This window comes from Curvivirga aplysinae, from assembly GCF_009711445.1.
Taxonomy (GTDB): Bacteria; Pseudomonadota; Alphaproteobacteria; order UBA8366; family Aestuariispiraceae; genus Curvivirga; species Curvivirga aplysinae.
The window spans coordinates 1-14,844 of the sequence record NZ_SMMC01000127.1 but is presented as its reverse complement, the minus strand read 5'-3'; the positions used below and the strand labels follow the sequence as shown (position 1 = coordinate 14,844).

The following is a 14,844-nucleotide window of genomic DNA, read 5'->3' as shown; positions in this document are numbered from 1 at the left end:
AATATTTGTCTGATTTTCTATCAAAGATAGGTTCCTTATTGCATCCATATATTCGGGATTTAATGCAAGCGCCAAAGATAAATATTTTTTTGCTTCGTCATGATTGCCGAGATTGTAAGAGCAAACAGCAAGATTATTTGCTAAATCACAACTTAGGTCTGAAACGTTATAAGCTTCATTCAGGTGATTTAGAGACATTTTCCATTTGTTATCGGAAAAATAACTGGTCGCTTTTATGTAATGAGCAAGCCATGACAAAGTTTGTCCATAAGGTGGGAAGATGTCTTTTTCACTTAGTAATGTTTTGCAATAAGAATGGACAGCTTCATATTCTCCCATGGAGACATGGCGTGATGCTTGTATCCAGTTGCGGAAGAGGACAGGTACTGCATAATGTTTCATGATATTTTCTATATCAGCACTAGTTATCTTCTTTTGCGCCTGTCGAGTAAAATTTTTGGTTTTGTTTAAATCTCTGGAGAGAGAATTAGCATGAGCAAAATATTTAATGCCGATCCTATTTTGGATATCAAAAACCGCCTGATGACATAGAGCTTGCAATACAAAATCGTAGTCTTCACATGCAAGAAAAGCAGTGTCATAAGAAACCGATCGGGCGAACTCGGTCTTGAAACCGATTTGAAGAGAGGGACACCAGTTGCGTTCTAAAAGAAGAGCAGGTCCATATTGGGAAAACATAAAATCGGGAATAGGAAGAGTTTTTATAAACTGCCCGCTATCACTATCATATAGATCTGCACCTGTGATAATAATATCTGGAGAAGAATTTCGAAATGTATGTTCTGTTTGTGCTAATGCTCCAGGATATAATTCATCATCAGCATCTAACCAGAGCGCAAAAGGCGTATCAATATGGGCAAGTGCAGTTTGGCGGGCATTTCCTGCGCCGATATGTTGTATAGGTTGAACGATTTTCAAAGAAGATCCAGCAATTTCATTTGCAATAGACGCTGTTGTTCCCTTTACGGAATCATCAACCAATAAAATAGGGTAGTCACATCCTTCGGTAAGAACGGAACGCAAGGCACGCGCAATTGTTTGTTCTGCATCTCTAGCGATTATTACAATCGTAATCAGTTGCGTATGAGGAGAAGACACCATATCCCTTATCATAATGTATCGTTTCTGTTTATCTTAAGAGTTAGATTATTTAAACCTATTCTTGTCAAACGAAATCAAGCATATATATTCCATTCAACTACAAATTTTGTAAGTGAGTTTGATGACAAATTCGAAGCAACCCAAAATTTCTGTTATTGGGCTAGGAAAACTTGGCTCGCCAATGGCAGCTGTATTCGCTAGTGGTGGATATCAAGTAATTGGATTAGACAAAGAACCCTATTTGGTTGAACAGCTGAATAAGAAAATGGCTCCGGTAACTGAACCTGATTTACAAAAATATATTGATAAGTTTGGGGATCAAATACGGGCGACTACTTCTTATGAAGATGCAATTACAAATAGTGATATTAGTTTTGTAATTTTGCCTACTCCGAGCCAACCAGATGGTCAGTTTTCTAATGAACATTTACTTTCCGCTTTAAGCGAAATTGGGAAAGTATTAAAAAACAAACCTACATATCATCTTGTTGTTATTACCAGTACAGTGATGCCTGGATCAATGGATGGGGAGATCTCGGCAGTTATTCAGGATGTTTCAGGAAAGGTTTTAGGAAAAGATTTTGGTTTATGTTACCATCCGGAGTTTATCGCTCTGGGGAATATTATCCAGAATATGTTGTATCCAGACCTTATTCTGATTGGAGAATCTGATGCGGTGGCAGGGCAGATGATAGAAAATATATATCTTTCCATCTGTCAAAAATCAGCAATGATAAAAAGAATGAGCTTCATTAACGCTGAATTAACAAAAATTGCGATTAACACTTATGTCACTACTAAGATTTCATATGCAAATATGTTAGCGGAAATGTGCGAAAAATTGCCAGGGGCGGATGTAGACGTCGTAACCAATGCGATTGGTGCAGATAGTCGCATTGGTATAAAATATCTTAAAGGGGCTATTGGATATGCAGGCCCGTGCTTTCCAAGAGATAACCAAGCGTTGATTGCTTTAGGACGTAAATTGCATGTGTCTTGTGACATAGCGGAAGCAACAGATCGTCTAAATATACATCAAATTAAACGGCTTAAAGGGATCGTAGATGGCCTTTCTAAAAAAGATGATCATATTGCAATTTTAGGATTGGCATATAAGCAGGATACAGCTGTAATAGAGAATAGCCAGTCTATTTTATTGATGCAGGAATTATTACCTGAGTATATCAATATCACTGGATTTGACCCAATGGCGAATTCAGAAGCAAAGTCAATATTACCTGAAAATATATGCATTTCTGAGACATTGGAATCTACGATTATTGATGCAGATATCATTATTATTATGACTCCTTGGGCAGAGTTTAGAAATCTTCAGGAATATTTGGAATCTGATCAAGATAAAGCGCGTATAATTATTGACCCTTGGCGTATTGTACCTTTGGATAAACAATTGGATAATGTATCTATTTTCTATTTAGGCCAAGGATAGTTCCTGAATGCTTACCTCTGATAAACAGGTTACACTTTTTGCGACGTGTAAGCCTTTTTCGGGCGCCACAGGTGTCATGCAGACCAATGCTTTAAGAAGTTGGCAAGCTTTAGGCTATCCTATTATCTTATTTGGAGATGAAGATGGCGTTGCTGAAATCGCCGCTTTAATTGGGGCAAAGCATGTTAAGCATGTTGATCGGAATGAAAAAGGCACACCCTTGATCAACTCTTTGTTTGATTCTGCAAAGCATTATGGTGATACACGTTATTTTGCATATTTGAATGCAGATATCATTTTGACAGATCGTTTTCAGATTGCGGTTGAAAGATTAATAGAAAACCTTTCCACTAATGATGCTGTCTTGATGACAGCTCGCCGACAGAATATCCCTTTGCAAGAACCACTTTTTGATCAAGAGGTATATTGGAAAGATAAACTATTTGAGATTGTGGATCAGTTTGCAACATGGGATGTGGAAACTGCAATTGATCTTTTTTTCTTTGATCAGAATACGTTAACAGATTTGATGCCTTTTGCCATTGGTCGGATGCAATGGGATAATTGGCTATTATGGAAAGCACATACGGAAGGTGCAAAAATCATTGATGCATCTATGGATATGGATCTTTACCATCCAATACATGGGTATGCTTCAACCTCAACAGGATGGTTGCAAATTACACAAGGGGATGAAGCATCTTATAACCGAAAGATAGCTCAAAATTGTTCAATGCATCTTAAAGAAGCATGTAGTCACGTTATCGAAGACGGAGTGCTTAAAGTCATCAATGAAGCTTGTTTGGAGCAGCAAAACAAAAAATATAAATTGGATGAGTATAAGCATGTTAAAGCGGTAATCGCGCAGTTATGTGTGGATGTTGAAAAAGTAAATATTATCGAAATCGCTGATTGTTTACGTGGTCTTTTACACAAGCTGAAGGCTTATTCTCCGAATACATTGCCAGCTGACTTCAATTTTCAAGAACTCAATGACTTTTTATCATTCATGACGGAAGGGTTTATAGATGATCCGGTTAATCGTTCTATTCATGCCATTCAGGATTTTATTAGTCGAGATTTATTATCACGCGTTTCAATTGCGCAAGAACAAGATCGGCCTATCTTAATCTGGGGCGGGGGAGCATTTGGCAAAATGGCATGTCAATTATTCAAGCGTCATAATGTGCAAATTACTGGTTTCATAGATAAAGATCCAAATAAGAAAGGAAATCTTATTTTAGGAATTCCTATAATTGCCAGTAGTTTAAATGAGTTGGATAATCTAAAGAAGCTTCCATATGTTGTGATCGGGTCCAGTTTTGCTGCTGAAATTCAAGAAGAATTGGAAGGCAATGGATATCAGTATTTGAATGATTTTTTTAATTAGATGTGAAATGATATCTAGAGCTATATCATATGAGTAATAATTTTGATGCCCTACTTTGGCCTGAAGCATATGTCGCGAAGGCGTTAGAAAGATCTGTTGATTTTGATGGAGTACTACTTCCTACAAAACAGCTTTATCAAGATATCTTCTCTGCTGAATCTCGTTTGAACGTTCAAATGAAACCAGATTTACTTTTGTCTAATGATATAGATGACGCGGCATATACACGATTATTATGTGATGCTGAGGCGGGACCTGTTTTAAGTATTGTTGTTGTGTCACGTAATGACGATCATGTGGAAGACATGGCCCAGCGAACGCAGGCATTTATCGATACTATTCTTTATCTTTCTGCAAAAATTAAGCGTTATGTCGAACTTATAATTGTAGAATGGAATCCACCTAAGGAACGAGCTTCCTTCCAGCAGCAGTTCAACTTTCCTAAGAAACATCAGTATGTAAATATTCGTATAATAACGGTTCCTTATGATATCCACGCGAAGTATCAAGAACAATCTCCGCTACTATTACACCAGATGATTGGTAAAAACGTTGGAATTAGAAGAGCATCTGGCAAGTTCATTTTAGCAACAAACATAGATGTTTTGTTATCTGAAACGTTATTTAACTATATAACAGGACCGTATTTGAAACCGGGCTGTCTTTATCGGTCCAACAGAGTTGATATTCGTAGAGAGGTTTTGGAAGAGCAAGGCGTCGCTGAAATCCTTGATAAAGCGTATGATCATATTTTGGAGGTCAATTATGCTGATGGTGGGGCTGGGAGTATTCGTAATGAAAAAAACACTAAGACATCGCCTGATAGTATGGGGAAATTGCCGCCAAATTTGCATTTTCGCGCTTGTGGAGACTTTCATTTGTTACATCGCGAGGATTGGGCCAAATTAACGGGATATAGTGAAGTCGTATGCTATCCTTTACATATTGATGCTCTTCTTGGTCTTACAGCTTTTCACGCAGGTTTAACTGAAATAAGTTTGGGCGATGAGTTTTTACATTTCCATATTGACCATAGCCACGGAAAAAGTGTGGAAGCAAATACCTTTCAAACTCATCATCAAGAAACAGTGAAGCATCCTTCTTTGATGGATCTGTTTAATTTGCATGTGCATATGTATCAAGTAAAAGACTATTATATTTATAATCATGTCAATTGGGGGGAAGCCTCATGTGAACTAAGTGAGGTGCAAGTTACGAAAAATGAAAAAAGTTTGCTTCGTAAAACTTCTGTTATTGATGGCCCATCTAATGGTGCCAGTTTACTCTCTATTGATCAATTTAGAACCGCAACTCATGGTGATATGAAAAAAGTTATTGATCAATTAATAGATCATCTATCCTTATACCTAACAACTTATAAAGATAAGAAAAATATTATTATAAGGGGTAATGGTGTAAGGGGACAATATTTGAGGCATGAGCTTTCATTGCGTGGCAATTCGGTAGAGGGTTTTTGTGACGCTTCCTACGAAAAAGGCGTGAATGATTTTATTTTGATCGCCTCAAGCAGTGCACATATCATTCATAAGGAGCTATCCGCGAAAGGTTGGGTGGAAGGCCTAGACTATATTTTGACGCTTTAGTGATGCGTTAGCGACACACATAAGGACATATTACATGGCACAAAAACAAGCATTAGTATTGGGCGCAGGAGGATTCATTGGGCACCATTTGGTCCATAGATTGAAATCTGAAGGTTTTTGGGTGAAAGGAGTCGATCTAAAATATCCTGAATTTCAAGAAACAGATGCAGATGTTTTTGAAATAACTGATTTGCGTGATGCAAGTGAGGTAAGAGAAATCATTGATCAGAAATTTGATGAAGTATACCAGCTGGCAGCAGACATGGGAGGTGCAGGTTATATTTTTACTGGCGAAAATGACGCTGCGATTATGCATAATTCCGCGATTATCAATTTGAATGTTCTTGAAGCATGTCGCTTACAAGGAATTAAACATGTATTCTATTCGTCTTCTGCTTGTATATATCCGGAATATAACCAGATGGATCCGGAAAATCCTCTATGTTCGGAGGATAGTGCATATCCTGCTGCACCTGATAGTGAATATGGATGGGAAAAGCTTTTCAGTGAACGTCTATATTTAAGCTATAATCGAAATTATGATATGTCATGTAGTGTTGCAAGATTTCACAATATCTTTGGTCCATATGGTACTTGGGATGGCGGAAAAGAAAAAGCTCCTGCGGCCCTTTGTCGCAAAATTGCGCAGGCGCCGGACGGGGGTAGTATAGAAATATGGGGCGATGGCGAACAAACAAGATCATTTTTGTATATCAGTGAATGTCTTGACGGGATGACTAGGTTGCTTCGTTCTGGATTATCTGGCCCATATAACATTGGCTCAGATGAAATAGTGAGTATCAATACGTTAGCACGCTATATAATGCAGATTGCAGGTAAGGAAATTGAATTGCGGCATATAGAAGGACCGCTTGGAGTGCGAGGTAGAACCTCAGATAATACCCTTATAGAGAAAGATTTGAACTGGAAGCCGTCAATGTGCTTACGTGCGGGACTAGAGCAAAGCTTCAAGTGGATAAACGAGCAAGTAAAAAGTCAAAAATAAGTTTCTGGAATCCAGGTGTTGTTGATGTTTAGTAGAAATTAGTGTTCGAGTTGTTTAACTTGTTGGAACCATTTCGCGTAATGTTGAATACCGTCTGAAAATTTCGTTTGGGGTGTGTAACCTAATTTACGAGCATATGTTAGATCGGCTTGATAATGAGCCGGGTCTCCAGGGCGAACTTCATTGTTGAACGTGATAGCTAGGTCTAAACCCAAAGCTTTCAATAATCCCGAAGCAATATCTTTGACTGACAGAGCATACCCTGTGCCGCCATTCACTAAAATATGTCCGGGATTTTTCTGTTCCACAAGTGTCTTGATTATTGAGGTCGCGTCTTCAACGTAGAGCATATCACGTGTTTCTTGTCCGGTGCCGAAGAGCTGAATTTCTTTATTTGATTTTAACGCCTTACATCCTACATCCCACAATAATTGTTTGAACAAACGCGGACCATATAGAGAGAAGAATCTAATGACGACTGTTTGGGTCTTGTGAATTTCACTAGCCTTCCTGCAAACCTCTTCGGCCATAGCTTTATGTTTACCATATGGAGACACTGGGTTTAAGGGGTGATTTTCTGATAGTGGTTGCTGGTCAGAGGCCCCGTAGACACCAGCACTGGATGGGAGGACAAACAAGGTCTCTGGTGACTTTTCACGTATAAAATCAAGTATCATTTGTGTATTGGTTACAGAGTTATGGAAATCTAAGTCAGGATTTGCTATGGAATCTCCCACGGCTCCGCTACCTGCAGCATGGAAGATGCAATCTGGTTTAGAGAGCGTAAGGAGGTGATCAAGAGTTCTTCTATCTAAGACGTTGTTAATAGACGCAAAAGAAGAAAATTGGTTATGTGTTACTGGTGCAATATCGATGCTGGAAACTGCCCATCCGTTATTTGCGAAAAGATACCCCGTATGTCCTCCTAGAAATCCAGCAGCTCCTGTTATCCAGATATGTTTCTTTTGCAATATATAACACCTTTGGTTTCATTATGTTGTGTTTGAATTTTTTAAAAGTTCCATGTGTTGGAGAAAAATAATTCAATTGAATTTTTGCTTGTGGCAAGAAAATCAGTTAAGTGAATAGGATTGTTTAAAAAATTGATGTAAATTATACGACTATTTGCGCATAATCATAATACTATATAGTAGATTGCCGGGAATGCCAGATGAATAAACCATATCCAGATCCTTCAATGTCTTTGAAAAAAGAAGTTTCATATTTAAGTTATTCGGAGAAGTTGCGCAGTCATATGGCGCGCGTCATGCATTTGAAGGAGTTTGGTTTTTCTTATCCTGCCCATTTTACTCTTGGATTAGTGACCTATTGTGATCAAGCATGTAAAGGATGTTATGCGGGTGGATATAGATTTAACCCGAATATTATGTTTACTGCTTCTCTTGATACTTTGAAGAATACGTTGAAAGCGGCGACAAATTTCGGTAGCGAATATACAGATCATCCCTATTATTCAAAGGATAATCTAGGTCTTAAATCAGTGAGTTTAGTGGGATCAGGCGAGCCTATGTTGTACCCGCATTTGGTTCCTTTGATTAAATATATGAAGGAAGACCTCAATCTTGATATTGGCAGTTATACTAATGGGTATACACTGCAAGACGGTATTCGAAGACAAGGAATTGATTTGGAACCTCAGGATATTGCATCTGCAGTTTTAGATCATTTTAAATTTGTACGAATCTCATTAGACGCTGCAACTGAGAGAACTCATAGTTACGTGCGTGGAGCTAAAGGTCAGTTTCCAACCATCATTGAAAATATACGAAACTTAGTGGAACGACGTAATGCGATGGGGAAGACAGAACCTACCATTGGATTACAATTCACTGTTGATGATAAAAATGTTCAGGAAATTCTACCTGCAGCTAAATTAGCAAAAGATTTGGGTGTGGATTATCTCGCATATAAACCGAAATATGTGCCTTGGTATATTCGTAAGGAACGTATGACAGCGATGACACTGGATGACATAAAAGAAAGTTTGGAACAGGCCCAAGCCCTAGAAGATGCAAGTTTTCGTATCCATGGTAAGTATAACCAATTTAAGCTTGCTTGGGGGCCTGATAGAACGAATACTGGTGAAGCTTATCAAAAATGTGGTGGGGTTTGGTTGTCGTCTTATCTTGATATTGATGTTAAATCTGAGAATAAAACGGCGGCTGATCTAAGAGTCTTTATTTGTGTTAACAAGGATAAAGAGGAAAGAGAAGATGATGGGGCTATGAAATGGTCTATCGGCCCTATAAAACATGAGACTGATTTCACGGAGTTTTGGCAACAAAATATGCCTGATCTTGTTCAAAAAATTGATGTTATGAAGTGCGTTTCTGGTTGTAAAAATGATCCTTATAATCGGATATTGAGTGACTTTATGCAAAAAGACAGCAGCATTTTAGAGGGGTTGAGTATTGATCCTGAAACTATGCCTGCAGATACTCATATTAATCATATCTGATGTTTTTTACTCAATGATGGAATATAGATAATGAACTTTTCGCAAGCTTTCATAAACGAGAGCAAAGATATTCTCGAAAAAATTGACATCGATGCTATTGAACATATGGCCATAGGTCTACAACAGTTACGTTCAAAAAACGGGCGATTATTTATTATTGGTGTTGGTGGTTCAGCAGGGCATGCAGGGCATGCAGTAAATGATTTTCGAAAGATATGTAGATTTGAAGCATATGCACCTACAGACAATGTTTCTGAGTTGACGGCACGTATTAATGATGAAGGTTGGGAAAGTAGTTTTTCTGAATGGTTAAAAGGATCCAGATTTAATGAAAAAGATGGAATTCTTATTTTTTCTGTAGGTGGTGGCAATAAAGAGAAATCCGTATCCGTTAATATCATTAACGCGCTTTCTTATGGAAAGGAAAAAGGAGGGACACTCTTTTCTATAGTTGGCCGAGACGGTGGTTTTTCAGCTCAGGTATCCGATCATTGTGTGATTATTCCGACAGTTAATCCAACCCATGTTACACCTCACACTGAAGGTATGACAGCGCTTGTTTGGCATTTACTTGTTAGTCATCCGGCGCTTAAAGTAGAAAAAACAAAATGGGAATCAGTTGATTCATAGGTTGGAAAGTTTTGAACGACGGAATATTGAATAAGATGATGGTGGATCATTTAAGAACACAAATATTTGCAGACGGTGCGAATATCGAAGATATAAAGCATTATGCTAATTCTAGCCATATCAAAGGTTTCACGACTAATCCGACATTGATGAGAAATGCCGGCGTACATAATTATGAAGAATTTGCAAAAGAAGCTTTGAAATGGGCAGTTAACAAACCGATTTCTTTTGAGGTTCTAGCTGATGATTTTGATGAAATGGAACGCCAAGCTCTCAAAATTGCTAACTGGGGCGATAATGTGAATGTGAAGATACCTGTTAGTAATAAAAAAGGTGATCCAAGTTATGACGTTATATATCGATTGGCTCGACAAGGAGTCAAAGTTAATGTCACTGCTGTTTTTACCATAGATCAAATTCAACATGTATCTGATGCTATGACAGATTGTGTCGATGGTTATATATCGGTCTTTGCAGGACGGATTGCGGATACAGGTATTGATCCATTGTCTATTATGAAAGAGGCGGTGGAGATCATCAAAACGAGCCAAAATAATCGACTTATATGGGCGAGTCCTCGTGAAATATTTAATTTAATTCAAGCTCATGATATCGGTTGTCATATTATTACTTTGACACCAGACTTATTGAAGAAATTACCTCTGATTGGGAAGGATTTACTTCCATTCTCTAAAGAAACGGTAAACATGTTTTATCAAGATGCTGTCGCGTCAGAATATACACTTTAAATATGTGGGGATTTGTCATGGCAGATGAAACAGTTTTGATAACGGGTGGCGCCGGTTATGTTGGGTCTATGTTGACTATGAATTTGCTAGAACAGGGCTATAATGTAAAAGTTTTAGACTTGTATTTATATGGAGATGCCTCCTTAGAAAGTGTGCGTGATCATCCGAATTTGATAGAGATTAAAGGTGATCTGCGTGATCAGGAATTATTGAAAACCTCATTAGAGAAGGTTGATAAAGTAATTCATCTTGCCTGTGTTTCGAATGATCCCAGTTTTGAGTTAAACCCTGCCTTAAGTAAGGCCATTAATTTTGATGCGTTTGAGCCATTGGTTGAATTGAGTAAAGACGCCGGAGTGAAGATGTTTATCTATGCTTCATCTGCCAGTGTTTATGGGGTGAGTGATGCTGATAACGTGACCGAAGATCATCCCTTATTACCGATTACTGACTATAATAAGTATAAAGGTTTGTGTGAGCCTATCCTATTAAAATATAAGGACAAAGATTTCTGCCCAGTTATTATTCGGCCCGCTACAGTTTGTGGATATTCCACGCGCCAGCGTTTTGACCTAAGTGTGAATATTTTGACCAGCCATGCAGTGAATAATAGAAAAATCACGGTCTTTGGTGGTAGTCAGAAAAGACCTAATTTGCATATCAAAGATATGATTTCCTTATATTCACTGTTATTAAAACAGCCTGCAGAAAAAGTGTCGGGTAAAATATGGAATGCTGGATATCAGAATCACAAGATGATCGATATTGCTACTATTGTACGCGAAGTTGTTGCAGAAGAGTTTCCGAGGGAAGAGGATATTGAAATTGTCAGAACATCCTCTGACGACGTTCGATCTTATCATATTTCTTCTGAGAAGATTAATGCAGAACTTGGATTCTTTCCGCAATATGATATAGGCGATGCTGTTAGGGATCTGTGTCAAGCTTTCAAAGCGGATGAATTCGGTGATATTCAAGATAATTCTTTATATTCGAATATAAAACGTATGCAGGAACTTGATTTGCAATGAGTAATGCTAACACTGCAATTATTCCACTTGCTGATATCAATCGCGCACATGAAGCTTATATGGAAGATTTTCTGGAAATTACCAGAAAGGTTATCTCAAGAGGACAATTTATTTTAGGACCTGAGGTATCAGCGTTTGAAAAAGAATTTGCGACTTATATCGGAGCAACAAAAGCAATTGGCGTCGGAAATGGAACCGATGCACTAATTTTAGCATTAAGAGCGCTTGGTATAGGCGTTGGAGATGAAGTAATTACTGTCTCAAATTCTTTCTTAGCTTCGGTTTCATGCATTGAGCTAGTGGGAGCAAAAGCTGTTTTTGTTGATATTGGTGTAGATTTCAATATGAACCCGACATTAATTGAAGGCGCGATAACGGATAAAACAAAAGCTATAATAGCTGTGCATCTTACTGGCACACCTGCGGACTTAGATCCAATACTTGATGTTGCAAGTAGACATTCTCTTTATGTTATTGAAGATTGTGCTCAGGCTGTTGGTGCTACTTATAAAGGGAGGTTTGTCGGTAGCTTAGGTGATGTAGGATGTTTCAGTTTACATCCCAATAAGACATTAAATGCTTTCGGCGATGGTGGGATTATTACTACGAATAATGAAGTAGTATATGCTTCGATTATAGCGGATCGAAATCATGGTTTGACCCAAGGCGGCTGTCATTCATGGGGTATGAATAGCAGGCTGGATGAGTTGCAAGCCGCAATATGTAGAAGAAAACTAGAACTGTTAGATGATTGGAATGAGCAGCGACGAGTTATTGCACAACGTTATATCGACGGCCTATGCGATTTTGTTACCGTACCATCGGAACAAGAGGAAATAAGAGCTGTTTATCATACGTTTATAATTAGAACTGAACAGCGTGATGCCTTGGCATTGTTTTTGAAGGAAAGAGGTATTGAAACTCGCGTTCATTATGAAGTTCCTGTTCATCAACAACCTGTTCTTCAGGAAAGACAAATTGAATTTATGTTACCTATTACGGAAAGTTATGCGGAGACGATTTTAACATTGCCTCTTTTTGTAGGAATGGAAGATCAAGAAATTGATCATGTAATTAAGTCTATCCAGTTATTCTTTAAAAGTTGAAAACATGCAATTCATACAAAACTTGAAGAAATTTATATCTTCGCCTCAAAAAGAAGTGGTGACCGAAGAAAAAACACCGAAGCAATTAATTGCTAAATTAAAAGAAAAATACTATCCGGAATCAGATTTTGTTGGCCCTTACGAAGAAGCAGAAATTGTTGGAGGGTTGATTAATGATCAATTACTTTGGAAATTTAGAGACTATATCCAAGGACATGTATTGGATATGTCCACCCCAGCTTATTGGCATCATCATGTGAAGGAGCGAGAGGTTGTTACAAAATGGACAATCTGTGATCTAGAACAGGATTATGTTGAGAAATTGGGACATCGTTCCGCGGTAGATATCATCGGAGATTTCTCAGTTGCACCGCCTCCAATGGCAGCAAACACTGTCGATACAATCTTATGTATAAGTATACTTGAGCATTGTAAAAATCCCTTTGTTATGATGGAGAATCTAAAATTTATCTTACGACCTGGCGGATATTTATTTTTACAAGCTCCTTTCGCTTATATTGATGGGCATCTCTCTCCGGATTATTGGCGCTTTGGACGTGATGCGTATTATTTGTTTGCAGAGCATGTAGATATGCAAGTTATTGAAACTGGCGAATATTTGGATATGGGGAAATATTTCAAAGAAGAGCTTGGTGTTGATTTAAGTGCAACTAATTGGCATCGAGGTGTCCCACAAGTTAACTGGGCGATCTTGAAGAACATAGATACAGAATAACTTCTATACGGAAAAAGATAATGACAAAGAAAGCAGTTGTCACCGGTGGTGCAGGTTTTATCGGTAGTCATATGGTTGAGAGGTTGCTCAATGATGGGCATGAGGTTGTCGTTATTGATAACTTCTCTTCTGGACGTCCAGAAAATCTAGCAAATCTTAAAAACCAGGAAAGGCTCACAGTTATCGAAAGTGATATTTGTGACGCTGAGAAAGTTAAAGCGTGCTTTACAGATGTAAGCTGGGTTTTTCATTTTGCAGGTTTAGGGGATATTGTCCCATCAATAGAGCAGCCTACAAGATATATGCATGCGAATGTTGAGGGCACACTTACGTTATTAGAAGCTTGTCGAAACGCGAATATCGAGAAGTTAGTCTACGCTGCTTCATCTTCTTGTTATGGCATTCCTGATGTTTATCCTACCCCTGAAGATGCCCCTTTAAAACCGGAATATCCTTATGCTCTATCTAAATTGATGGCAGAGGAAATGATTATGCATTGGGAGAAAGTGTATAATTTACCGGCAATTTCGATGCGGCTTTTTAATGTTTATGGTCCCCGTTCTAGAACAAGTGGTGCATATGGTGCAGTTTTAGGGGTTTTCTTGAAACAAAAGTTATCTAATAAACCTTTTACCATAGTTGGTGACGGGATGCAGACGCGTGACTTTACCTATGTTACAGATGTTGTCGATGGCTTTTTAAAGGCAGCTCAATCTGACATCAGTGGCGAGATAATGAATATTGGTAGTGATGGTAGCTATAGTATAAATAAACTCGTCTCACTTTTGGAAGGGGATATAGAATATATACCTAAGCGCCCGGGAGAGCCTGATTGCACTTACGCTGATATTACAAAGATTCGACGTCTTCTTAATTGGGAGCCGTCTGTATCTTTTGAAGCGGGGGTCAAAAAGGTTTTAGAAAATATAGATTACTGGCAAGAAGCGCCACTATGGACACCGGAATCGATTTCGCAAGCTACTCAAAAATGGTTCAAATATCTTGGGGATGAAGGTTAATATAATGTACGGAAAAATGAGCCATAAGATAATTGAGAGTGATCAGGCAAAGGAAATTATCGGAAAGTTCCCAAGAAAAGATAATATTGTTGTCATGTGTCATGGTACCTTTGATCTTGTACATCCAGGGCATATTAGACATCTAATCTGGGCTAAAGAACACGGTGCTACCTTGATTGTAAGTATTACGTCAGATCGTAATGTTCATAAAGGCGAGGGGCGTCCTTATGTGCCGCAAGATTTACGTGCTGTAAATCTTGCGGCGTTGGAAATAGTTGATTACGTCATTATCGATCATAATGAAGAACCGATTGAAAATATTTTAAAAATACAGCCGGATATTTTTGTCAAAGGGTATGAATATTCCGCAACAGAGCTAAACCCGAAAACACAAAGAGAATTAGATGCGCTGACCACTTATGGAGGTAAGTTTGTCTTCTCGCCGGGTGATATCGTGTATTCTTCTACGAAGATTCTACATGAAGAAAAACCAAATATTAGCACTACTAAATTACTTACTTT

Annotated in this window: 14 protein-coding genes; 12 read left to right on the top strand and 2 right to left on the bottom strand. The window is 38.2% G+C overall.

Features of this window, described 5'->3' with window-relative positions; all coding sequences use genetic code 11:
* Positions 1-1,122 (bottom strand): glycosyltransferase (locus E1160_RS03945; protein WP_218048709.1); only part of this gene is annotated, 1,122 nt, incomplete at its 3' end.
* Positions 1,123-1,243: 121 nt separating this feature from the next.
* On the opposite strand from E1160_RS03945, the gene E1160_RS03940 reads away from it, so the two are divergent.
* From E1160_RS03940 to E1160_RS03925, 4 genes are read left to right on the top strand one after another with little or no spacing between them, the layout of a single operon-like run.
* Positions 1,244-2,572, top strand: a complete 1,329-nt coding sequence (locus E1160_RS03940) for a nucleotide sugar dehydrogenase (protein WP_268890601.1) — start codon at positions 1,244-1,246, stop codon at positions 2,570-2,572.
* Between the two features lie 7 nt (positions 2,573-2,579).
* Entirely contained in the window at positions 2,580-3,962 is a 1,383-nt protein-coding gene (locus E1160_RS03935; protein WP_155153697.1) for a nucleoside-diphosphate sugar epimerase/dehydratase, read from the top strand.
* A 29-nt stretch (positions 3,963-3,991) separates the two neighbouring features.
* A complete protein-coding gene (locus E1160_RS03930; RefSeq protein WP_155153696.1) occupies positions 3,992-5,566 on the top strand; it encodes a hypothetical protein in 1,575 nt (524 codons plus the stop codon).
* A 34-nt stretch (positions 5,567-5,600) separates the two neighbouring features.
* Positions 5,601-6,572 carry an NAD-dependent epimerase/dehydratase family protein gene (locus E1160_RS03925; RefSeq protein WP_155153695.1) on the top strand — a complete coding sequence of 324 codons (972 nt, stop codon included), beginning with the start codon at positions 5,601-5,603 and terminating at the stop codon, positions 6,570-6,572.
* A 38-nt stretch (positions 6,573-6,610) separates the two neighbouring features.
* Here E1160_RS03925 and E1160_RS03920 read toward each other — a convergent pair whose 3' ends face one another.
* Positions 6,611-7,543 (bottom strand): NAD-dependent epimerase/dehydratase family protein, encoded by a 933-nt coding sequence (locus tag E1160_RS03920; protein WP_155153694.1) that lies wholly within the window; start codon positions 7,541-7,543, stop codon positions 6,611-6,613.
* Between the two features lie 200 nt (positions 7,544-7,743).
* Between E1160_RS03920 and E1160_RS03915 the strand changes: the two genes are divergently transcribed.
* The 8 genes from E1160_RS03915 to E1160_RS03880 form a co-directional block, all read left to right on the top strand.
* The gene (locus E1160_RS03915) at positions 7,744-9,051 is read left to right on the top strand and encodes a radical SAM protein (RefSeq protein ID WP_155153693.1); all 1,308 of its coding nucleotides are present in this window, start codon (positions 7,744-7,746) and stop codon (positions 9,049-9,051) included.
* Between the two features lie 30 nt (positions 9,052-9,081).
* Positions 9,082-9,681 (top strand): SIS domain-containing protein, encoded by a 600-nt coding sequence (locus E1160_RS03910; protein WP_155153692.1) that lies wholly within the window; start codon positions 9,082-9,084, stop codon positions 9,679-9,681.
* Between the two features lie 11 nt (positions 9,682-9,692).
* Complete coding sequence (locus tag E1160_RS03905) at positions 9,693-10,430, top strand: transaldolase (RefSeq protein WP_218048707.1); 738 nt, start codon at positions 9,693-9,695, stop codon at positions 10,428-10,430.
* Between the two features lie 17 nt (positions 10,431-10,447).
* The gene (locus E1160_RS03900; RefSeq protein ID WP_155153691.1) at positions 10,448-11,461 is read left to right on the top strand and encodes an NAD-dependent epimerase/dehydratase family protein; all 1,014 of its coding nucleotides are present in this window, start codon (positions 10,448-10,450) and stop codon (positions 11,459-11,461) included.
* Positions 11,458-12,567, top strand: coding sequence for a DegT/DnrJ/EryC1/StrS family aminotransferase (locus E1160_RS03895; RefSeq protein ID WP_155153690.1), 1,110 nt, complete (start codon positions 11,458-11,460; stop codon positions 12,565-12,567). Before E1160_RS03900 ends, E1160_RS03895 begins: the two co-directional genes overlap by 4 nt.
* A 4-nt stretch (positions 12,568-12,571) precedes the next feature.
* Positions 12,572-13,303 (top strand): methyltransferase domain-containing protein, encoded by a 732-nt coding sequence (locus tag E1160_RS03890; protein ID WP_155153689.1) that lies wholly within the window; start codon positions 12,572-12,574, stop codon positions 13,301-13,303.
* A 20-nt stretch (positions 13,304-13,323) separates the two neighbouring features.
* A complete protein-coding gene (locus tag E1160_RS03885) occupies positions 13,324-14,322 on the top strand; it encodes an SDR family oxidoreductase (RefSeq protein WP_155153688.1) in 999 nt (332 codons plus the stop codon).
* Positions 14,323-14,338: 16 nt separating this feature from the next.
* Positions 14,339-14,844: adenylyltransferase/cytidyltransferase family protein (locus tag E1160_RS03880; protein WP_218048706.1), on the top strand; the 506-nt coding region annotated here is incomplete at its 3' end.